Source organism: Bordetella genomosp. 6 (assembly GCF_002119705.1).
Lineage (GTDB): Bacteria > Pseudomonadota > Gammaproteobacteria > Burkholderiales > Burkholderiaceae_B > Bordetella > Bordetella bronchiseptica_F.
The window spans coordinates 1,226,543-1,248,056 of sequence record NZ_CP021107.1; the positions used below are offsets into that span (position 1 = coordinate 1,226,543).

The following is a 21,514-nucleotide window of genomic DNA, read 5'->3' on the forward strand; positions in this document are numbered from 1 at the left end:
TGTGTGTGGCGGCAAATAGGAGCTATCTGGTTTTGGGGAGGCGCGGCCCATAGCAGGCCGCACGGGCCGCAGTCGTCCGTAGCATGGCGCAGTGCCGCATCCGCTTGGCGGGGCGCGCCGCATTCCATGTTTCGTTGACGATAGCGGATTCCCATGAAGTTCCACGCTTCCCACCCGATGCCCGAGTCGCTCGCGGCCGCGATCGCAGTGCCGTTGTTGAGCCTGCTGCCGGCGGCGCAGGCCGCGTCCCCCGCGGTCCAGCTGCCATCCGTCACGGTCGAGGGCGAGTACTCGCCCTACCAGGCCGACAGCGCCCAATCGCCCAAGTTCACCGCGCCCCTGGCGGACACGCCGCGCACGGTGCAGGTGATACCCGGGCGGCTCATCCAGGACCAGGGGGCCAGCGACCTCGAAGCGGTACTGCGCAATGCGCCCGGGATATCGATGACCGCCGGCGAAGGCGGCCGTCCGGCCAGCGACCTGCCGTTCATCCGCGGCCAGAATTCCGCCAGCAGCCTGTTTGTCGACGGGCTGCGCGATCCCAGCACGCAGTCGCGCGATACCTTCAACCTGGAACAGGTCGACGTAGTCAAGGGCCCGGATTCGGTATTCTCGGGTCGCGGCGGCGCGGGCGGGAGCATCAACCTCGTCACCAAGACGCCCAGGAGCCACGATTTCACCGAGGTACAGGCGGGCATCGGCACGGCCGAGAATTATCGCGGCACGATAGACGGCAATTGGGTGCTGGGCGAGAACACGGCGCTGCGCCTGAACCTGCTGGGCGCGAAGGGCACCGTGCCGGGCCGCGACAAGGTGGTCGAGTTCAGCCGCGTGGGTATCGCGCCATCGCTGCGGCTGGGCCTGAGCGGCTCCACCCGCGTGACGCTGGGCTTGTACCTCTATCGCCACCGGCGGATTCCCGACTATTCGATTCCGTACGATCCGCGCACCGGCACGCCGATCACCGAGACCATCGGGGTGAGCCGCCGCAACTTCTACGGCCTGGTGCAGCGCGACTCCGGCGATACCGAGGATCATGCCGCCACCGTCAAGTGGGAGCACGACCTCGCCAATGGCTGGAAGGTGGAGAACCTGGCGCGCTACTCGCGCGCCAAGGTGGAGCAGATCACCACCATGCCGGAACTGAAAACCGCCGACCTGGCCAAGGGGCTGGTGTACCGCAACCTGCGCGCCAGCTACCAGGTCAACGACAGTTTCGCCAATCGCACCGACCTGCGCGGCACGTTCGAGACGGGGCAGTGGCGCCATACCTTCGACCTGGGCGCGGAGTTCGCCACCAGCCGGCGCAGCCGCGACCGCTACAAGCAGGAAATCCCCGATGCCGCCAGCCCTTGCTCGCCGGTGGAAGGCGGCAACAACCCGGCCCTGTGCGCCTCGCTCCGGGATCCGGACCCGCACGTGGATTTCCCGGGAACGGTGCGGCGCAACCACAATCCGGCCCGCTACCACACCGACATCCTGTCGCTGTACGGTTTCGACACCATCGCCTTCGACGAGCAGTGGCAACTGAACCTCGGCCTGCGCTGGGACAACTACAAGACCAGCGGGCGCAACCTGCCGGTACGCGGCGCCAAGCCGCCCGTCTACGAGAGCGCCGCGCGCACCGACAACCTGTTCAACTACCAGCTGGGCCTGGTCTACAAGCCTCGTCCGGACGGCACGGTGTATGCGAGCTACGGCACCGCCTCCACGCCCTCGGCCGTGTCCGACTACGCCCCGGCCGACAGCATCTCCGGTACAAGCCAGCGGTTCAAGCCCGAGCGCAGCGAGGCGATCGAGCTGGGAACCAAGTGGCAGGTGCTGGACCGACGGCTGCTGGTGACGGGCGCCATCTTCCGCGAAACGCGCAAGAACACCAGCATCGAAGTCGCCGAAGGCGTGCGCGCGCCGGCCGGCAAGAGCCGCGTCACCGGCCTGGAACTGGGTGCGGCGGGCAGCCTGACGCCGTACTGGGACGTTTATGGCGGGTACGCGCTGCTCGACAGCAAGCTGGTGCGCGCCAGCCGCAACAGCGGGGCGCAGGGCCAGCCGCTGCCCAGCGCGCCCCGGCACGCATTCAGCGTCTGGAGCACCTACAAACTGCTGCCGGAGCTGACCGTGGGGGCTGGCGCGTTCTATCGCAGCAAGGTTCATGGCAACGCCGACGCCGGCTACAACAAGGACGGGACGCCGAAGGCGCGCTGGGTGCCGGCATACTGGCGCTTCGACGCCATGGCGGCGTACCAGCTGAACAAGCACCTCACGGCCCAGTTGAACCTCTACAACCTGCTGGACAAGACCTATTACGCCAAGACCTACCGCAGCCATTACGCGGCCCTGGGCGCGGGACGCTCCGCCATGCTGACGTTCAAGCTGAGCTACTGATCGCGGCCGCGGCATCGCCGCGGTCCCGCAACGGCCTCCCGCGAGGGGGGCCGTTTTTCATTTCCGGCGGGGTTTTCCTGGCCCGAAGAGGGGGGGGCGGGAGGATGGCTTGGATGTTGCGGAAATGTGACATTGTAGGAATTTTCAGGTTTGGGTCAGCTAAACGGACGAGAATCGCAGTCGATTTAAAGAACAAGAATCGTTGTTATTAAGATTTTTATGGAGAAGCCGTTGAAATCCCTGGACTCGTATTCAGCGAGTACGCTCGCCAATTCGCTGGCCGCCGCCATCGCGGTACCGGCCCTGTGCCTGATGCCCGGTGCTCAGGCGCAGACCAGCGCGGGCGTTACCCAATTGGCGCCGGTGCAGGTCGAGGGCGAAGCGTCCCCGTATCAGGCCACCACGGTCCAGTCGTCCAAGATGACGGCGCCCTTGCTGGATACGCCCAGGACGGTACAGGTCGTGCCGCAGCAGGTCATGCAGGACCAGGCCGCCACCAATCTGCAGGACGTGCTGCGCAACTCGCCGGGCATCACCATGGGCGCGGGCGAGGGCGGACGCGCCGGCGGCGACCTGCCCATCATCCGGGGCCAGAATGCGGCGGGCAGCATCTTCGTCGACGGCGTGCGCGACCCCAGCACCCAGATACGCGACACATTCAACCTGGAGCAGGTCGAGATCATCAAGGGACCTGATTCGGTCTATTCCGGCCGCGGCGGAGCCGGCGGCAGCATCAACCTGGTCAGCAAGACGCCGAAGGCGCGCGACTTCGCCGAGGGTTCGGTGCAGATCGGCACCGACAGCAATTACCGCGCCACCGCCGACGGCAACTGGCTGCTGGGCGACAACGCCGCCTTCCGCCTGAACCTGATGGGCAACAAGGGCGACGTGCCGGGCCGCGACCATGCGGTCGATTTCAGCCGCTGGGGCGTGGCGCCCACCCTGCAACTGGGCGTGGGCACGCCCACCCGCATTACCCTGGGCTACTACCACTACCAGGATGACAGCATGCCCGATTACGCGATCCCGTACGATCCGAAATCGGGACAGCCGGTCACCGAGACCCAGGGCGTCAGCCGCAAGAATTTCTACGGCCTGACCGGGCGCGACTTCATGAAGTCGCGCGACGACGTGGCCACGCTGGCCATCGATCACGATTTCAGCAGCAAGCTGCGCCTGCGCAACGTCACCCGTTACGGACGCTCGGTGACCGACTACGCCGCCACCAACCCCGACGACAGCAAGGGCAACGTGCCCAATGGGCTGGTATACCGGGCGCTGAAGGCGGGCTACTACGTCAACAAGACGTTCACCAACCAGACCGATCTGAGCGGCGAATTCGAGACGGGCAGCCTGCAGCACTCGTTCGACCTGGGCTTCGAGTACAGCAACATCAAGCAGGACAAGGACTCGTATACCCAGACCATCGCCAAGGGCGCGATGCCGTGCAAGGTGGGCGCCAACGACGCCAGCAACCCGGCCCTGTGCACCTCGCTGTGGGATCCGGATCCGCATGATTATTATCCCGGCCACCTGTCGCGCAACGACAATCCGGCCCGCTATTCCACCGACACGATCGCGCTCTACGGCTTCGACACGATCAAGTTCAACGAACAATGGCAGGCCAGCGTCGGACTGCGCTGGGACAATTACCGCGTAAGCGGCAGCAATATCGCCCGCGGTCGCAACGACCCCGCCAGCACGCCGGCGTTCTACAGCACCAGCCGCGAAGACAACCTGTTCAATTACCAGCTGGGCCTGGCCTACAAGCCTGCGCCCAATGGCACGATCTACGCGTCGTACGGCACGTCGTCGACGCCTTCGGCCGTCGCCGGCTCGAACGTGAGCGACGCCGTGACGGCGAGCAACGAGTCGCTGGCGCCGGAGAAAAGCCGTACCGTCGAGGTCGGCACCAAGTGGCAATTGCTCGACGACCGCCTGACCCTGTCGGGCGCGTTGTTCCAGGACATCCGCAAGAACACCAGCGTGGCTGTGTCGGCGACCGAAACGGAGCAGATCGGCAAGGCCAAGGTGCGCGGTATCGAGCTGGGCTTCTCGGGCAGCATCACGCCCAAGTGGAATGTCTACGGCGGCTATACCTTCATGGACAGCGAACTGGTCGAGGGCGCCTACAACAGCGGCGCGGTGGGCCAGGACCTGCCCAACACGCCGCGCAATGCCTTCAGCCTGTGGACCACCTACAAGCTGGTGCCCCAGCTGACCGTGGGCGGCGGCGCCTATTATGTCGACAAGGTGTATGGCAACGCGGACAACGGGCGCAATGCCGACGGCACGCCGAAGGCGCGCTGGGTGCCGTCGTACTGGCGCTTCGATGCCATGGCCGCGTACGAGTTCAACGACCACCTGACCGCGCAGCTCAACGTGATGAACATCTTCGACAAGACGTACTACACCAAGGCCTACGCGGCGCACTATGCGGCGCTGGGCACGGGCCGCGCCGCGGTGCTGTCGTTCAACATCAAGTATTGAGCGCCGCCGCACGGCAGGAAAGACCGGCGCAATGCGCCGGTTTTTTTTCGGCACGGCGCGAAAATATTCTACGATTTCAAGTGTTTGCCATTGAGCCACCCTGGCGGAAAACATGACGGATATGCGGCAGGTGCTGAGAACGGACCGTTTGTTGCTGAAGCCGCAAACGGTGGCGCGCTTCGATCAGTGGTTCGCGATGGAGCGGCAGCGCGACGAAGCCGGCCATCGCGATCTCACCGAGGATCAGGCGTGGTTGCGCCTTTGCGCGCGGCAGGGAATGTGGGACGCGTACGCTTGCGGCTTTTACTACCTGCTCGATCCGGCCAGCGGCGAGATGCGCGGGGAGGCCGGCTTCCAATTCCGGCGCCGCGGCCTCGGGGCGGATTTCGACCACCATCCGGAAGCGGCCTGGGCCATCGTCAGCGCCCATCAGGGCCAGGGGCTTGCGACGCAGGCCATGCAGGCAATCCTCGCGCACCACGATCAATCAGGCGGACGCCAGCGCCTGGTGGCGCTGATCGCGCGTTCCAACCTGCCCTCGCTGCGCCTGGCCGACCGGCTTGGTTTTCGCGGATATTCCAGTGTGGTGTTCGAGGGGGCGGCACATCTCCTGTTGGCGCGGGCGGCCTGAGCCCGGCCGGTCACAACCCTCGTCCGCCGGTCACGGGCAGGGTCTCGCCGGTGATGAAGCCGGCCCGCTCGGACAGCAGGAACATCACGGCGTCGGCGATGTCGGCGGGTTGGCCCAGGCGTCGCAGCGGGGTGCTTGCGCGGATCGCCTCGTTGAATTCCCCGCCGGCCACCGAGGCCATCGCGGTCTCGATGCGCCCTGGAGCGACGCAGTTGATGCGCACGCCGAATTCGGCGACTTCGCCGGCGGCTTGCCGGGTCAGGCCGACGACCGCGTTCTTGGCGGTGGCGTACGCCGCGCCGGCGATCGAGGAATAGCGCAGGCCCGCCAGAGAGGCGATATTCACGATTGCGCCGGCGCGGCGCTCGACCATCCCGGGCAGCACCGCGCGCAGCGAGAAGAAATAGCCGCAAAGATTGACCTGGATGACGCGCTGCCACTCGTCGGGCGGGGTTTCCCAGATCATGCGCTTGCGGCCGTCCGGCTTCTTGGGCGAGATGCCGGCGTTATTGACCAGCAGATCGAAGGCGCCGAAACCGTCCTGCATCGACGCGATCGACGCGACGACGGACGCGCATCCCATGTCGTGCACGATCGTCGCGGCCTGCGCGCCCAGCCGGCGCGCCATGGCCGCCGTTTTCTCGGCGGCCGCGCGGTCGGCATCCAGTACGCAGACATGGGCGCCGCGCTCGGCCAGCGCCAGGGCGATGGCGCGGCCTATGCCGGCGCCGGCGCCCGTCACGAGCGCCCGCTGGCCTTGGAACCGGGACTGTTCGAGGTGCGTCATCGCGTCTGGTCTCCGAGGGGCTGGAGCTGGGATTCGAATGCCGATATCGGCGGAAACGCCGACGGTTCGGTTTTCACGTCGATCACGAACGGCACCGGGCTGCGCTCGGCCGCCGCCATGGCTTGCCGCAGCGAGGCGGCGTCGCTCACGCTGGCGCCGTCGCAGCCGCATGCCTTGGCGATCGCGACGTGATCGATGGCCCCGAAGTGGCAGACGTCGGTATGGGTGCCGAAACGACTCTCTTCCGCGTTGATCTGGAAACCGAGCACGCCGTTGTTGAGCACCACGATCGTGACGGGGACTGCGTGCCGGCGAGCCGTTTCCAGTTCGGCCCAGCAATGGGCGAAGCCGCCGTCGCCGGTCAGGCAGATCACGCGGGCGTCGGGCCGCGCGATCTTGGCGCCGATCGCCATCGGGACGCCCCATCCCAGGCCGGCGATGCCGCGCGGCGTGACGAATCGCGTTCCCGCCCGGGTGCTGGGAATGAACTGGGAAAGCCATATGGACGAGTAGCTGGCGTCCGCGACCCAGATGATGTCGCCATGGCTTGCGCGCAACTCGGCCATGATCCGCTCGGGCCGCATGGGCGAGGCGTCGCTCTGCGCATAGGGGGCGAGTTCCGCGCGGTGGGCCAGGCGGCTGGCTTCGAAGGCCGGCGCCAGTTCGGCCATTCTGCGCGCCGCGACGGCCTGGCCGCGCCCCTGCAGGGTCTCGCAAAGCGCCTGCAGCGTGGCGGCGGCGTCGCCGGCGAAGCGCATGGCGCCGTAATTGCGGCCGACTTCCTCGCTGTCGATGTCGATCTGGGCATACTGCGCCTGCTCGGGAAAGAGCGACCACGACGCCGTGCCGTTCTCGTTGGTGCGGGTGCCGACGAACAGCACGAGGTCGGCGCTTTGGACGTAATCCATGAAGTACTTCGCCGGGCTGCGCGTGCCCATGGCATTGCCGATCACCCCTACGGACAGCGGATGCGTTTCGTCGATCGCGCCCTTGCCCATGTTGGTCGTGGCCACGGGCAGGCCGGCCAGGGACTGCAGCCGGGCCAGGGCGTCGCAGGCTCCCGAAAGATGGACGCCGCCTCCGGCCACGACCAGGGGCCGCTTCGCGTCAAGCAGGCGCTGGGCCAGATGGTCCAGGCGGCTGGCCACCGGAACCGTCCGGTCCAAAGGGAACCGGCCCAGCGGCTCGTCGCTGTCCTGCTCCACCGGCCGCGCCCGCGCGCAGGCCGTGGTCAGGACGTCCTGCGATACCAGCAGCACGACCGGGCCGGGCCGGCCGGATGTCGCGATACGTATCGCGCGCTCGGTGTATTCGGCGGCGCGTTCGGCCATGTCGATGCGGCGCACCCATTTCGCGCAGGATGCGAACAACTGGACATGGTCCAGCTCCTGGAACGCATTCTTGTCCGCGTTGGCGCGCGGCACCTCCTGCACGATGGCCAGGATGGGCACGGATGCCTTGGTCGCCTCGGAGAATCCGGCGACCAGCAAGGCCGCGGCGGGGCCGTTCTGCGCCGTGATCACGGTGAGCTGGCGTCCGACGCGGGCCGCGCCGTCGGCCATCGCGGCGCCCGCGTTCTCGGTTCGGTAGCCGATCTGGCGGATACCGATCGCATCGGCGGCCAGGAACAGGGCCGTCGGACAGCTTTGGCCGAAGATCTGGTTGACGCCCGCGGCCTTCAGCACGTCGGCGATTGCGTTGGCGGCCTGGTAGGCGCTCAGGTCCTGGCGGGCCCAGCTGCCGGTGCTGGTTCGCGCGCCGGGCGGTGATTCAGTATGTGCTTGCATGGGGTTTCATCTGGTGTGGAGATAGCCGGGTGGCCGGCCTGGCGATGGCGTGCGGCCGTGGCTACAGTTTCGATGGCGGCAGATCGATCTTCTTGACGACCTCCGCCCACTTGGCGATTTCCGCGCGCATGAAACTGTCCAGCTCGGCGGGCGTCCCGCCGGTCGGCTCCAGCCCCGCGGCGGAGAACTGCGTCAACACGTCTTGCGATTTCAGCCCCTTGTTGGCCGCGGCATTGAGCGTTTGCACGATCGCGGCGGGCGTGTTCCTCGGCGCGTACAGCGCGACCCACGAGGCCGAGGAAAAGCCGGGAACGGCTTCGGCCACGGTGGGCAGCTCGGGCACCAGTGCCGAGCGTTGCGGGCCCGTCACGGCCAGGGCGCGCAGGCTGCCCGCCTTGACCTGAGGCAGCGACGAGGGCATGTTGTCGAACATCAGCTGGATGTGGCCGCCGATCAGGTCGGTCAATGCGGGGGCGCTGCCCTTGTAGGGCACATGCTGGATATCGGTCCCGGTCATCAGCTTGAAGAGTTCCAGCGTCAGGTGCAGCGAGCCGCCGGTGCCCGTGGATGCGAAGGACTCCTTGCCCGGATTGGCTTTCAGGTGCGCGATCAGGCCCTGGACGTCCCGCACGGGGGACGACGGGTTGACGACCACCAGCAGCGGGCTGGACGCCACGGCGGCGATCGGCTCGAAACTGTCGGTGGCGCTGTACGGCAGATTGGCGTAGGTGCTGGGGTTCGTGCCGTGGGTCGCGCTGGTGCCGATCAGCAGCGTATATCCGTCGGCGGGCGCGCGCGCCACATGATCCGAGCCGATGATGCCGCCGGCGCCCGCGCGGTTCTCCACGATCACCGACTGTTTCAGTTCCTCGCTCATGGCGCGGGCAAGGCCGCGCGCGGCGATATCGGTGATTCCTCCGGGCGGATAGGGCACCACCAGCCTGATCGGCTTGGTCGGATAGGCGTCGGCGTGTGCGGCGCCAAGGCCCCCCAAAGTCAGCACGCCCGTGGCGAGGGAAATGAGTACTCGGTGCAATAGCATTTTGCTGCGTCTCCGGAAGGCGCTGTGGATGCGCCTGTTATCGATGATTGGCCTGAAGGCGACGCCATTACACTCGCAAATGTTTGATTCGTATAATCTATTCTGTTTATAGTTAATTCAATTTAAGTTATGGCGCCATGAACGTGACCTTCAGGCAGTTGACCGCCTTCATCGAGGTCGCAAGCAGCCGCAGCTTCTCGCAGGCCGCGCAGGCCTTGCACGTGACGCAGCCGGCGCTGACGGCCATGGTCCAGAAGCTGGAAGCCCAGCTTGGGGTGGTTCTGTTCACGCGTACGCGCCGTGGCGCCGAGCTGACCACCACCGGGCGCGAATTGCTGCCGGAGCTGCAGCGCATCCTGGCCAATCTCGAGGTCGTGATCGAGGACGTGCGCGGTGCCGCCTCGCCGCGCGGCGGCACCGTCACGCTGGCGTGCATTCCGTCGCTCAGCAATACCTGGATCCCGTCGCTGATCGCGCGTGTCGAGCACGCCTATCCGCGCATCAAGGTGATTCTGAAGGACGCCATGACGGAAAACCGCAGCATTCACGAAATGCTGCGAACCGGCGATATCGACTATGGCGTGGGCAGCCCGTCGCTCGACCAGGACGGGCTGGAGTTCGATCTGCTGGCGCACGATGAGCTGGTGGCGGTCGTGCCGCAGGACCATCCCCTGGCCAGGCGCACCCTGGTCCGCTGGAGCGAATTGGCGGAATCGCCCTTGATCGGCATGAGTTACCAGAGCCACGTGAGGATGCTGGTCGACGAAGCCTTCGCCGCCAACGGCATCTCGAAGCGTCCCAAGCGCGAGGTGAGCCTCATCACCACCGCCATCGGCATGGTTCGGGCAGGGCTGGGCGTTTCCGTCCTGCCCACTACCGCCGTCGAGGTATGCAACGTCGCCGGGTTGAAGGTATTGCGGCTGCATGCCCCCCGGGTGCGCCGTCCGCTGGGGTTTCTGCACCTGCCGACGCGCAGCCTGAGTCCGGCCGCGCGGCTGCTATTGCGGTTCGTGAAGGATGCCGGCCCCATCCCGTCGCCCGGGATGCCGGTTCCCTTGCGGGACAAGGCAGACACCGGGTCCTGACAGCGCCGCGCCGGCGGGCGCCGGCTCCCGCGTAGACAGGCACACCCTGCCGCACCGGGACAGGCATGCCGGCGATGGGCTCTTATTTTTCGAACCAGTTCAGCACGCCGTCCAGGCCGCATACGTTCAGGGCGTAGGGCGTTTGCTCGCGCACGATGGGCTTGGCGTGGTAGGCGACGGCGAAACCGGCGCGCGCCAGCATCTTGAGGTCGTTGGCGCCGTCGCCGATGGCGATGATCTGCTCGGGACGCGCCGACAGGCGCTGCGCCAGCGCGGCCAGGTGCGCGGCCTTGGCCTGGCCGTCGAGGATGTCGCCCAGCACGCGTCCGGTCAGCTTGCCGTCGGCGTCGATTTCCAGCGTGTTGGCATGGGCGTGGTCCAGCCCCAGGCGCTCGCGCAGCCGTTCGGTGAAGAAGGTGAACCCGCCGGAAACCAGCAGGGTCTTGATGCCGGCCGCCTGGACGCTGGCCAGCAGGCGCTCGGCGCCCGGGTTCAGGCGCAGCTTCTCGGTGTATACGCGCTCGAGCGCGGCGGCCGGCGTGCCGGCCAGGAGCGCCACGCGGCGGCGCAGGCTTTCCGAGAAATCCTTGATTTCGCCGCGCATGGCGGCTTCCGTGATCTGGGCCACCTGGGCCCCCACGCCGGCGACGGCGGCGATCTCGTCGATGCACTCGATGTTGATCAGCGTCGAGTCCATGTCCATCGCCAGGATGCGGCAGTCTGCCAGCGCCTGGCCCGCGGGCACGAAGGCGGCGTCGACGCCGTGCGTTTCGGCCCATTGCCGTACCTGGGCGCGCGTGTCCGCATCCTGCTGTACGTCGAGCAGGCGCGCCGCGGTGGCGCTGATGCGCGTCACGCCCTGGGCCTGGGCCAGCGCCGCCAGCTGTTCGGCGTGTTCGGCCGCCAGGGCAGGGGACTGGATGACGAGGTGGAGAATAGTCATGGGTTCGGGATTCCGGGCCGCGCCGAGCGCGGCGGTTATTTCAGTGCGCGCAGGACGGCGCGCACGGCGTCGGCGCGGGCGGGGATCTGAGGCGCCTTGATCTCCACCCGCAGTTTGTCCTGGCCGGACAGCTTGATATGGCGCTGGCGCTGCACCAGCTCGATGATGCGCAAGGGGTCGACCGTGGTCTTGGCGCCGAACTGCAGCAGGGCCTGCGTTTCGCTGGCGTCGATCTTGACGATGCCCAGCGGTTGCGCGGCCAGGCGCAGGCGGTGCGTGGCCAGCAGCGTCTGCGCGGCTTCGGGCAGTTTACCGAAACGGTCGATAAGTTCTTCCTGGATGCGGATCAGGTCGTCTTCGCCGTCGGCATGCGACAGGCGCTTGTAGATGGCCAGGCGGCCGTGCACGTCTGGGCAGTAGTCCGATGGCAGCAGCGCCGGCGCGTGCAGGTTGACTTCGCAGGCCAGGTTGAACGGCGCGTCCAGGTCGGGCTCCTCGCCCGCCTTCAGCGCCCGCACCGCTTCGTTGAGCATCTCGTTGTACATCGAGAAGCCCACTTCCTGGATGTTGCCCGATTGCGAGTCGCCCAGGATTTCGCCGGTGCCGCGGATTTCCAGGTCGTGCATGGCCAGGTAGAAGCCCGAGCCGAGTTCTTCCATGGCCTGGATGGCTTCAAGGCGCTTCTTGGCGTTGTTCGTGATGGCATCCTCGCCCGGCGTCAGCAGATACGCGTAGGCCTGGTGGTGCGAGCGCCCGACGCGGCCGCGCAGCTGGTGCAGCTGCGCCAGGCCGAAGCGGTCGGCGCGGTGGATGACGATGGTGTTGGCGGTCGGGATGTCGATGCCGGTCTCGATGATGGTGGTGCACAGCAGCACGTTGTAGCGCTGCTGGTAGAAGCCCTTCATCACCTGTTCCAGCTCGCGCTCGGGCATCTGGCCGTGGGCGACCGCGATGCGGGCCTCGGGCACCAGTTCTTCCAGGCGCGCCCGCCGGTTGTGGATGGTCTCGACCTCGTTGTGCAGGAAATACACCTGGCCGCCGCGCTTGAGCTCGCGCAGCAGCGCTTCGCGTATGGTGCTGCCGTCCTCGCGCCGCACGAAGGTCTTGATGGCCAGCCGCTTCTGCGGCGCCGTGGCGATCACGGAGAAGTCGCGGATCCCTTCCAGCGACATGCCCAGCGTGCGCGGGATCGGGGTGGCCGTCAGGGTCAGCACGTCGACCTCGGCGCGCAGCGCCTTGAGGGTTTCCTTCTGGCGCACGCCAAAGCGGTGTTCCTCGTCGATGATGACCAGGCCCAGCCGCTTGAAGCGCACGTCCTTGGACAGGATCTTGTGCGTGCCGATGACGATGTCCACGCGGCCGTCGTTGATGCCCTCGACGGCGGCGGCCACTTCCTTGGCGGAGCGAAAGCGCGATAGCTCCACGACGCGCACCGGCCAGTCGGCGAAGCGGTCGGAAAAGGTCTGGGCATGCTGCTCGGCCAGCAAGGTGGTGGGGCACAGCAGCGCGACCTGCTTGCCGTTGGCCACGGCCAGGAAGGCGGCGCGCAGCGCGACCTCGGTCTTGCCGAAGCCCACGTCGCCGCACACCAGACGGTCCATGGGACGGCCCGAGGTCATGTCCATGATGACGGCCTGGATGGCGGCCGACTGGTCGGGCGTCTCCTCGAAGCCGAAGCCTTCGGCGAAGGCCTCGTAATCGCTCATGGGCAGCTTGAAGGCATAGCCTTCGCGGGCGGCGCGTTGCGCATACAGGGCCAGCAGTTCGGCCGCGGTGTCGCGCACCTGTCTGGCGGCCTTGCGGCGCGCCTTGTCCCACTGGCCCGAGCCGAGCTGGTGCAGGGGGGCGGCGTCCGGGTCGGCGCCGCTGTAGCGGGCGATGACATGCAGCTGCGACACCGGTACGTACAGCGTGCTGCCGCTGGCGTATTCGAGATGCAGGAACTCCATCTCGCCTTCGCCCATGTCCATGTTGACCAGCCCGTGGTAGCGGCCGATGCCGTGCTGGGCGTGCACCACCGGGTCGCCGGCGCGCAGCTCCGCCAGGTCGCGCACCATGGCTTCGACGTTGCTGGTGCGTTCCTGGGTGCGCTTGCCGCGCCGCGTGGCGCCGGCATGGCCGGGGTAGAGATCGTTCTCGGTCAGGAACAGCAGGGCGCCACCCGGCACGCCGAAACCGGCCGACAGCGGCGCCACGGCCAGGCCGAAACGCGCGCCGTCGTCCAGGAAGGCCTGGATCGAATCGGCCTGGGTCTCGGGCGCCAGGCCGTGTTCGCCCAGCATCTGCGCCAGCGTCTCGCGCCGGCCGGCCGAGTCGGCGCACAGCAGCACGCGGTCCTGGGTCTGCGCGAGCAGGGCGCGCAGACGAGCCACGGGGTCGTCGGCGCGGCGCGCCACGGCGACGTCGGGCGCGGCGGCGAAGTCCGGGTGCGGGCGTTCCGCCGTCAAGGCCAGGCGCGGGAAATCCTTCAGGCGCGCGAACAGCGCCTCATGGTCGAGGAACAGGGCGTCCGGCGGCAGCACCGGCCGTTCGCGGTCGACCTTGAGAAAGTCGTAGCGGCTGCGGGTGTCATGGGCGAAGCGCTGCATGGCGTCGTCGATGTCGCCCAGCGTGACGGTGACCGTGTCGGCCGCCAGGTAATCGAACAGGGTGGAGGTCTGCTCGAAGAACAGGGGCAGGTAGTACTCGATGCCGGCGAACGCGATGCCGTTGCCGATGTCCTTGTATGGCAGGGCGCGGGAAGGATCGCCTTCGAACACTTCGCGAAACCGCGCCCGGAAGCGATTGCGCGCCTCTTCGTCCATGGGGAACTCGCGGCCGGGCAGCAACTGCACTTCGCCCACCGGATACAGGCTGCGCTGCGTGTCGACGTCGAAGCTGCGGATCGATTCGATTTCGTCGTCGAACAGGTCCAGCCGGTACGGCACCACCGAACCCATGGGAAACAGGTCGATCAGGCCGCCGCGCAGGCAGAATTCGCCCGGCGCCGTGACCTGGGTGACGTGGCTGTAGTTGGCCAGCGTCAGCTGCGCGCGCAGGGCCGCTTCGTCGAGCCGGTCCTTCTGCTTGAACGAAAACGTATACGCGGCCAGGAAGGCGGGCGGCGCCAGGCGGTACAAGGCGGTGGTGACCGGCACGGTCAGGATGTCCACGCCCTGGTTCATCAGCGCGTGCAGCGTGCGCAGGCGTTGCGAGATCAGGTCCTGGTGGGGCGAGAACGCGTCGTAGGGCAGGGTTTCCCAGTCGGGCAACTGGCGCACGCGCAGTTCGGGCGCGAATTGCGGGATTTCATCGGCCAGCCGCTGGGCTTCCAGCGGGTCGGCCGTCAGCACCACCAGCGGCTTGCCGGCCTGGCGAGCCAGGTCCGCCAGCAGCCATCCGTCTCCGGATCCGGGCGGGCGGGGCTGCGTAAAGCGCGCTCCCGGCTTGAGGGCGGACAGGGTGGTGGCGGTGGCGGGGATGGGCACGGCGGGCGGAGTGAGATCAGGCATCAGGGCAAAGATTATAAAATCACCGCAACATGTCCGAGTCCCTGATTGCCATCGTGCCGGCCGCCGGCATCGGCGCGCGCGCCAGCCTGCCCGGCGAGGCGGCCGTTCCGAAACAATATCGCCCGCTGGCCGGGCAGCCCATGCTGCGCCACGCGGTGCGCGCCCTGCTGGCCGATCCGCGCATCGCCCAGGTGCGCGTGGCGGTCAGCGCCGGCGACGGCTGGGTCGAGCAGGCGCTGGCTGGCCTGCCGCGTACGGTATGGCGCCCATGCGGCGGCCCGACCCGCGCCGACACGGTGGCCGCGGCCCTGGCCGACAGCGGGGCGGCCGCCGACGACTGGGTACTGGTGCACGACGCCGCCCGTCCGGGATTGCCGGCCCAGGCGCTGGCGCGCCTGATCGACGCCTGCCTGGGCGACGCGGTCGGCGGCCTGCTGGCCCTGCCGGTGGCCGATACCGTCAAGGCGGGCGGGCAGCGCGTATCGCGCACCGTCGATCGCGACGGGCTGTGGCTGGCCCAGACGCCGCAGATGTTTCGCGCCGGCTTGCTGCGCGACGCGCTGGCGCACGCGCGGGCGGCCGGCCTGGCCGTGACCGACGAGGCGTCGGCGGTGGAGGCGGCCGGCCACGCCCCGCGCCTGGTGGCGGGCGCGCTGCGCAATTTCAAGGTGACCTGGCCCGATGATTTCGAACTGATGGAAAAATGGCTATGAATATCCCGTTTCGCGTGGGGCAGGGCTTCGATGTGCACGCGCTGGTCGAAGGCCGGCCCTTGATCATCGGGGGCGTCACCATCGCCCACACGCATGGCCTGCTGGGGCATTCCGATGCCGATGTCCTGTTGCACGCGGTGACCGACGCCCTGCTGGGCGGGGCCGGCCTGGGCGATATCGGCCGCCATTTTCCCGATACCGATCCGGCCTACCGTGGCGCCGACAGCCGGGTGCTGCTGCGCGCGGCATTCGACAAGGTCCGCGCGGCGGGCTGGGCGCCGGTCAACGTCGACGCGACCATCCATGCGCAGGCGCCCAAGATCGGCCCGCATGCGGCCGCCATGGTGGCCAATATCGCCGCCGATCTGGCGCTGGAGGCCGGCGCAGTCAACATCAAGGCCAAGACCAACGAAGGCCTGGGCTACCTGGGCCGCAAGGAAGGCATCGCCGCCAACGTGGTGGTGCTGCTGGCGCGCGCCGGCTAGGGCCGGCCGCTAGGCGGCCGGAGCGCCTTGCGGCTCGGGCCGCTCGCCGGGCAGCAGCAGCACCATGGTGGCGGTGCAGGCGGCGATGACGGCCATGCCGGCGAACAGGGTGCCAAAACCCGCCTGCTTGACCACCGGCCCCAGCAGCCAAACCGCCAGCGAACTGACGCCGAACGACACTGTCAGCCGCATGCCGGCCACGCGCGAGCGGCTGCGATCGTCCACGTAGCGCACGATCATCGCGTCGGTGAACGGGATCGCGCCGAAAATGAACACCATGGCTCCCAGCAGCGCGGCAAACAGGGCCCAGCCCTGCGCCACGGCCGCCCAGGCCAGCAGCGGGATCTGCGCCAGCGCCATGCACAGGTACAGCGGCTTGAGCGCCACCCGGTCGATCAGGCGCCCCACCACCACCTGCGTGAGCGACGCCACCACATAGATGAAGGCCAGCATGGCGCCGAGGGCGACCGGGTCTTCGACGATGCCGCGAAAGCGCTGGTCGAGCAACTGGGCATTGCCGTTGGTGGTGAAGTTGAACAGCAGGCTGCCGGTGACGGCGGCGGCCGTCATGACCGCGAACGCCCGCGCCAGCTGGCGCGGGTCGAGCGTCACGCTGGCGCGGCTCTTGCGGCGGGCCGGCGGCTCGTCCTCGGCGGGGCATACGCGCATGAACAGCAGGCCGCAGGCGATCGACAGCAGCCCGGGCACCGCGAACGCCGCCCGCCATCCCAGCCACTGGACCAGCACGCCGGTCACCAGCGCCGCCAGGGCCACCCCCAGGTTGCCGGCCAGCCCGTTGACGCCGATGACCGCGCCCGGATTGGCCGCGTGCTGCACGATCATGGGAATGCCCACCGGATGGTAGATGGCGGCGAACGCGCCGATCAGCGCCATCGCGCCGGCCAGTTGCCAGGCGTTGCGGGTCAGTGCGCACAGCAGCGCGGCCGCGCCCAGGCCGAAGAAGAACAGCAGCATCATGCGGCGCCGGCCCCACAGGTCGCCCAGGCGGCCGGCCGGCCAGGAGGCCAGTCCGAACAGGAAGAAGGCCGCCACGCCGAAGGGCATGAGGTCCTCCCAGCGCGCAAAGCCGAAGTCGGCCGCGATGGCCGCGACCGCCGCCGCGAAGATCAGCAGGAACATATGGTCCAGCGCGTGCGCGACGTTCAGCAGCAGCGTGACGCTGCGCGGGAAGGCGGCGGGCGGGGCGGGCGTGCTGGCTGCGGGAGCGTCCATGGCGAAGGTGTCGTAGTGAGGATGCATGCCAGTGTGCGCCGGCTGCGTTATTCTGTCCTTCTTGAATTTGACCAAAACTATCGAGAAATGGACAAACCCGCCGCCGAGGCCATCTCGGTTGCCCATGCGCGCGCGCCGGCCGTCGTCACGCGGCGCAACCGCTACCCGGCCGACGCGCACGTCAAGCCGCACTGGCATGATCGCGCGCAGTTCCTGTGCGGCTCGTCGGGGGTGATGCGAGTCGCGACGCGGCGCCGGCTGTGGGTGGTGCCGCCGATGCGCGCGTTGTGGATCCCGGCGCGCACCGTGCACGAGATCCGCATGAGCAGCGCGGTCGACATGCGGTCCTTGTACATCGACGCCGCGCTGGTGCGGGGCATGCCCGACGATTGCGCCGTGCTGGACATGACCACGCTGATGCGCGAGCTGGTGGTGCGCGCCAGCGCCGATGCGCCGTCCACGCGCGACGCCCCTCAGCGGCACGAGGCCAGCGACGGCGCGCTGGACGAGGAATATGGCCTGCTCTGCGCCCTGATGGTGGCCGAACTGCGGCGGCTGCCGCGCTGCGGCCTCGATCTGCCGCTGCCCGAAAGCACGGCCTTGCGCAGCCTGTGCGAGCGGGCGCTGGCCGACCTGTCGGCATTCGACAGCGCCCAGGCGCAGGCGCGCCGGCTGAAGATCAGCGCGCGCACGCTGTACCGGCATTTTCTCGACGAAACGGGCCTGAGCTTCGCGCGCTGGATCCAGCAGGCCCGCCTGCTGGACGCCGTGCGGCGGCTGGGCGACGGCCAGGCGATCACCGACGTGGCGCTGGATCTCGGCTATCAGAGTCCGAGCGCGTTCACGGCCATGTTCAATCGGGCGTTGGGGTGCTCGCCGCGCGAGTGGCGGCGCCTGGGAGAGGGGCGGGAATGAGTGCCGGCCCCATGCAGGGGCCGGCTGCGGCCGCCGGCGGGGGAGGCCGGCGCGTCGCGGGGGGCGTTATTTGCCCTGTGCGGCCAGCGCCAGGGCGGCTGCGTTGACGACGGCGGCAATACGGCCCGCGTCGCGCAGCTGTTCGACGGTCAGGCCGTCCTTCTTCAGGTTTTCATAGTGCGACTGCACGCAGAAATGGCACTTGCCGATGATCGAGGCGGCCAGCGCGAACAGCTCGAAGCGCTTCTTGTCCACGCCGCCATGGGTGGCGTAGGCATTCATGCGCAGCTGGGCCGGCAGGCTCTTCAACTGGGCGTCGCCCGTCATTTCTACGTACGGATACCAGGTATTGTTCATGCCCATCAGCGCCGATGCGGTCAGGGCGGCATTGGCGTCGGTCTCCGACAGCGCGCCCTTGAAGGCGTCGATCAGCACCTGGCTGCGCGCGGCGAACGCGGCCGACAGCGCGGCGCCCAGGGCGTCTTCCGGCGCCAGGGTGGAGCGTGCAATCACGGCATCCAGATTCAGGCGAATGTCCTTGGCCCAATCCGGCAGTTGATCCTTGATGGTAGAAAGGAATTCCATAGTTTTTCCCTATAGTCTGGAGCAATGAAAGCCCGGACGAGCCGGGCCGGGGAAATTACAGCGTGGCGCCGCCAACCGAACGGTTGCACGGGCACAGCTCGTCGGTTTGCAGGCCGTCGAGCAGACGCAGCACTTCTTCAGGGTTGCGGCCGACGTTCAGGTTGTTCACCGAAACGTGCTGGATCGTGTTGTCGGGGTCGACGATGAAGGTGGCGCGCAGCGCAACGCCGGCACCCTTCTCACGCACGCCCAGCTGGTCGATCAGCGCACCGGTGGTGTCGCCGAACTGGTAGTGGCCCAGCTTGTTCAGGTCCGGGTGCTCACGGCGCCAGGCCAGCTTGACGAATTCGTTGTCGGTCGAGCCGCCCAGCAGGACGGCGTCGCGGTCTTCGAAATCCTTGGCCAGCTTGTTGAAGCCGACGATTTCGGTCGGGCACACGAAGGTGAAGTCCTTCGGGTAGAAATAGATCACTTTCCACTTGCCGGGGAAGGAGCTTTCGGTGATGTCCTCGAAAGCCGAAACGCCGTTTTCTTCATGCTGGTTGAAGCCGGGCTTGACGCCGGTGACCTTGAAAGGCTCGAGTTTGTCGCCAACAGTTTTCATGTGGTGCTCCCAGTAAGTTGTTGGTGGAATTAAGGCAGGCAAGGCCTCAAACCCTAAATTCTACGCTATTGGTTTTCGCTGTCTAATTGATAATTTCTAAACTTGGCTTTGGGTAACTCTATCCGTGCGATCAGGCCGCCGCCCGGGCGCGGCAGCATGCGCAGCGAGCCGCCCACGTGCTTGAGCAGACGCTCGACGATCGCCAGGCCCAGGCCCGCGCCGCTGACGCCGGTGCGGGCCGCCTCTCCGCGCGAAAACGGGCGCAGCAGACGGTCGACTTCCTCGGGGGCGATGCCGGGGCCGCGGTCGGCCACTTCGATCGCCAGGATGTTGCCTTCCGAGTGCACGCTGATGGCCAGGTGAGCCAGCCCGTCGGACGAGCGGCCGTAGCGGCGCGCGTTCTCGATCAGGTTGCTGACGATGCGCTTGAGATCCAGCGCCGTGATGCGCGCCCGCAGGCCCGGATCGATCGAGGCTTCCAGCTCGCCGCCCAGCGAGGCGGTATGGCTGCGCTCGCGCTCGTACAGCTCGGCCAGCACCGACGAGATGTCGGTGGCGAGCTGGGGCAGGGTCCCGGCCGGGCGCGCGTATTCCATCAACTGCCCGATGCTGTGGTCGATCTGGCCGAGGTCCTCGTCGATGGCCTGGCGGGCGTCTTCCGAGACGCCGCTCATCTCGATTTCCAGGCGCATGCGCGCCAGCGGCGTGCGCAGGTCGTGGGAAATGCCGGCCAGCATGAGTTCGCGATCGGCCTCGGCCTGCCGCAGATCCTTGGCCATGCGGTTGAACGAGGCGTTCAGGTCGCGGATTTCCAGCGGCCCCTGCTCGGGCAGCGGCGCGGGCGTTTCGCCGCGCGAGAGCACCTGGGCGGCGCGCGCCAGCCGCGACAGCGGCCGGTTGACGAACCCCACGCTGACGGCCGCGCCGACCAGCGAGAGCAGCAGCGCCGTCGCGCCCCAGCCCAGCCATTCGATGCCGCCGGTCAGGCCGATCTGTTCGCGCTCGAAGACCAGCCAGTACAGGTCCTGGTCGATCTGGAAACTGACCCAGAAGCCCGGTACCTGGTTGACCCCCCAGGCGATCTGCGTTTCCGGCCCGAAGCGCACGCGGATATGCTGCGCGACCCGTTGCCAGTAGTCGTCGTCGGGCAGCGCCTCGGTGAAGTCGGTGAGCTCGCGCGGGTAGACCTGGATGCCTTCGTTGGTGGCCAGGTCCAGCAGCAGCTTGCTGCGTTCGTCCGTATGCGAATAGACCAGGGCCGTACGCGTGATATTGACGGCCGTGATCACCCGCTGCGCCATTTGATTGGCGCGCGGTCCCAGCTCCATGCTGAAGAATACTTGCAGCCAGGCGCCCAGGCTGACCAGCATCAGTGCCGCGAGCAGCAGAAAGGTGCGTCCGAACAGGCCGAGACGCAACCGCGAGGTCAGATTTCTGAACAGTCTGCGCATGCGGGGCACGAGACGGCGCTCCTGCCCGGGGCGGGCCATCAGGTCAACTGCCGCCATCCGGAACGAAAACGTATCCCAGGCCCCAGACGGTTTGGATGAAAACGGGTTTGGACGGGTTGGGTTCGATCAATTTGCGCAGACGCGAAATCTGCACATCCAGGCTGCGGTCGAACGCCTCGTACTCGCGTCCGCGGGCCAGTTCCATCAGCTTGTCGCGCGACAGCGGGATCTTGGGATGGCGGGCAAAAACCTTCAGGACCGAGAATTCGCCGGTCGTGATCGGCACCTGCTCGCCATTGCGGGTGAGGGTGCGCGTGGACAGGTTCAGGACGTACGGGCCGAAGGCGATCGACTCGTTTTCCTGGCTGGGCGCGCCCGGGTGCTCTTCGGTGCCGCGGCGGCGCAGGATCGCATTGATGCGGGCCAGCAGTTCGCGCGGGTTGAAGGGTTTGGACAGGTAATCGTCGGCTCCCATTTCCAGGCCGACGATCCGGTCGATTTCCTCGGCCTTCGCGGTCAGCATGATGATGGGAGTATTGTCGTGGCCGCCGCGCAGGCGGCGGCAGATCGACAGGCCATCCTCGCCCGGCAGCATCAGGTCGAGAACCAGCAGGTCAAAGTGTTCGCGTTGCCACAGTTTGCCCATTTCCTTGGCATCTTCGGCCACGAATACATTGAACCCTTGTTCCGACAGATAGCGGCGCAGGAGATCGCGCAGTCGGGGATCATCGTCGACGACCAGGATCTTGCGGGTAGGAGTGGTGTTTTGCGTGTTCATGGCCGGAAATGTAACAGTGACAAGAACCAGCGGCTAGTGGGTGTTCACAAGATATTACACATTGCGCGCTACGGTTGAAATCCCCCTTACATACTAGGTGAAGCGCCCG

Annotated in this window: 17 protein-coding genes; 7 read left to right on the forward strand and 10 right to left on the reverse strand. The window is 67.5% G+C overall.

Annotated elements, in window-relative coordinates:
• Nucleotides 1–153: 153 nt before the first annotated feature.
• From CAL11_RS05855 to CAL11_RS05865, 3 genes are all read left to right on the forward strand, one after another.
• Nucleotides 154–2,385 (forward strand): TonB-dependent receptor, encoded by a 2,232-nt coding sequence (locus tag CAL11_RS05855; protein ID WP_086092397.1) that lies wholly within the window; start codon nucleotides 154–156, stop codon nucleotides 2,383–2,385.
• Between the two features lie 219 nt (nucleotides 2,386–2,604).
• Nucleotides 2,605–4,875 carry a TonB-dependent receptor gene (locus CAL11_RS05860; RefSeq protein ID WP_086092398.1) on the forward strand — a complete coding sequence of 757 codons (2,271 nt, stop codon included), beginning with the start codon at nucleotides 2,605–2,607 and terminating at the stop codon, nucleotides 4,873–4,875.
• A gap of 112 nt (nucleotides 4,876–4,987) precedes the next feature.
• On the forward strand, nucleotides 4,988–5,506 hold the full coding sequence (locus CAL11_RS05865; RefSeq protein WP_086092399.1) for a GNAT family N-acetyltransferase: 519 nt from the start codon (nucleotides 4,988–4,990) through the stop codon (nucleotides 5,504–5,506).
• Between the two features lie 10 nt (nucleotides 5,507–5,516).
• Here the strand turns inward: CAL11_RS05865 and CAL11_RS05870 are convergent, their stop codons facing one another.
• From CAL11_RS05870 to CAL11_RS05880, 3 genes are all read right to left on the reverse strand, one after another.
• Nucleotides 5,517–6,293 (reverse strand): SDR family oxidoreductase, encoded by a 777-nt coding sequence (locus tag CAL11_RS05870; protein ID WP_086092400.1) that lies wholly within the window; start codon nucleotides 6,291–6,293, stop codon nucleotides 5,517–5,519.
• Nucleotides 6,290–8,080 carry an acetolactate synthase catalytic subunit gene (locus tag CAL11_RS05875; RefSeq protein ID WP_086092401.1) on the reverse strand — a complete coding sequence of 597 codons (1,791 nt, stop codon included), beginning with the start codon at nucleotides 8,078–8,080 and terminating at the stop codon, nucleotides 6,290–6,292. The genes CAL11_RS05870 and CAL11_RS05875 overlap by 4 nt, the downstream gene beginning before the upstream one ends.
• 61 nt (nucleotides 8,081–8,141) lie before the next feature.
• Complete coding sequence (locus tag CAL11_RS05880) at nucleotides 8,142–9,122, reverse strand: Bug family tripartite tricarboxylate transporter substrate binding protein (RefSeq protein WP_086092402.1); 981 nt, start codon at nucleotides 9,120–9,122, stop codon at nucleotides 8,142–8,144.
• A gap of 137 nt (nucleotides 9,123–9,259) precedes the next feature.
• On the opposite strand from CAL11_RS05880, the gene CAL11_RS05885 reads away from it, so the two are divergent.
• A complete protein-coding gene (locus CAL11_RS05885) occupies nucleotides 9,260–10,207 on the forward strand; it encodes a LysR family transcriptional regulator (RefSeq protein ID WP_086092403.1) in 948 nt (315 codons plus the stop codon).
• An 82-nt stretch (nucleotides 10,208–10,289) separates the two neighbouring features.
• Here CAL11_RS05885 and serB read toward each other — a convergent pair whose 3' ends face one another.
• Nucleotides 10,290–11,150 (reverse strand): phosphoserine phosphatase SerB, encoded by an 861-nt coding sequence (serB, locus tag CAL11_RS05890; protein WP_033462614.1) that lies wholly within the window; start codon nucleotides 11,148–11,150, stop codon nucleotides 10,290–10,292.
• 35 nt (nucleotides 11,151–11,185) lie between these two features.
• Nucleotides 11,186–14,641, reverse strand: coding sequence for a transcription-repair coupling factor (gene mfd, locus CAL11_RS05895; protein WP_086092404.1), 3,456 nt, complete (start codon nucleotides 14,639–14,641; stop codon nucleotides 11,186–11,188).
• Nucleotides 14,642–14,670: 29 nt separating this feature from the next.
• Between mfd and ispD the strand changes: the two genes are divergently transcribed.
• Together ispD and ispF are read left to right on the forward strand one after the other, a co-directional pair.
• Entirely contained in the window at nucleotides 14,671–15,354 is a 684-nt protein-coding gene (ispD, locus tag CAL11_RS05900) for a 2-C-methyl-D-erythritol 4-phosphate cytidylyltransferase (RefSeq protein ID WP_086092405.1), read from the forward strand.
• The gene (ispF, locus tag CAL11_RS05905; RefSeq protein ID WP_033462611.1) at nucleotides 15,351–15,839 is read left to right on the forward strand and encodes a 2-C-methyl-D-erythritol 2,4-cyclodiphosphate synthase; all 489 of its coding nucleotides are present in this window, start codon (nucleotides 15,351–15,353) and stop codon (nucleotides 15,837–15,839) included. Before ispD ends, ispF begins: the two co-directional genes overlap by 4 nt.
• A 9-nt stretch (nucleotides 15,840–15,848) precedes the next feature.
• Here the strand turns inward: ispF and CAL11_RS05910 are convergent, their stop codons facing one another.
• Entirely contained in the window at nucleotides 15,849–17,099 is a 1,251-nt protein-coding gene (locus CAL11_RS05910; protein ID WP_244172916.1) for an MFS transporter, read from the reverse strand.
• Nucleotides 17,100–17,159: 60 nt separating this feature from the next.
• On the opposite strand from CAL11_RS05910, the gene CAL11_RS05915 reads away from it, so the two are divergent.
• Complete coding sequence (locus CAL11_RS05915) at nucleotides 17,160–17,987, forward strand: AraC family transcriptional regulator (protein ID WP_080699743.1); 828 nt, start codon at nucleotides 17,160–17,162, stop codon at nucleotides 17,985–17,987.
• A 66-nt stretch (nucleotides 17,988–18,053) separates the two neighbouring features.
• On the opposite strand, the gene CAL11_RS05920 is transcribed toward CAL11_RS05915, so the two are convergent.
• The 4 genes from CAL11_RS05920 to risA form a co-directional block, all read right to left on the reverse strand.
• On the reverse strand, nucleotides 18,054–18,572 hold the full coding sequence (locus tag CAL11_RS05920) for a carboxymuconolactone decarboxylase family protein (RefSeq protein ID WP_033462609.1): 519 nt from the start codon (nucleotides 18,570–18,572) through the stop codon (nucleotides 18,054–18,056).
• 55 nt (nucleotides 18,573–18,627) lie between these two features.
• A complete protein-coding gene (locus tag CAL11_RS05925) occupies nucleotides 18,628–19,176 on the reverse strand; it encodes a peroxiredoxin (RefSeq protein WP_003813886.1) in 549 nt (182 codons plus the stop codon).
• A 65-nt stretch (nucleotides 19,177–19,241) separates the two neighbouring features.
• A complete protein-coding gene (gene risS, locus CAL11_RS05930; RefSeq protein WP_033462608.1) occupies nucleotides 19,242–20,636 on the reverse strand; it encodes a sensor histidine kinase RisS in 1,395 nt (464 codons plus the stop codon).
• A gap of 34 nt (nucleotides 20,637–20,670) precedes the next feature.
• The gene (gene risA / locus CAL11_RS05935; RefSeq protein WP_003813882.1) at nucleotides 20,671–21,405 is read right to left on the reverse strand and encodes a response regulator transcription factor RisA; all 735 of its coding nucleotides are present in this window, start codon (nucleotides 21,403–21,405) and stop codon (nucleotides 20,671–20,673) included.
• Nucleotides 21,406–21,514 lie beyond the last annotated feature (109 nt).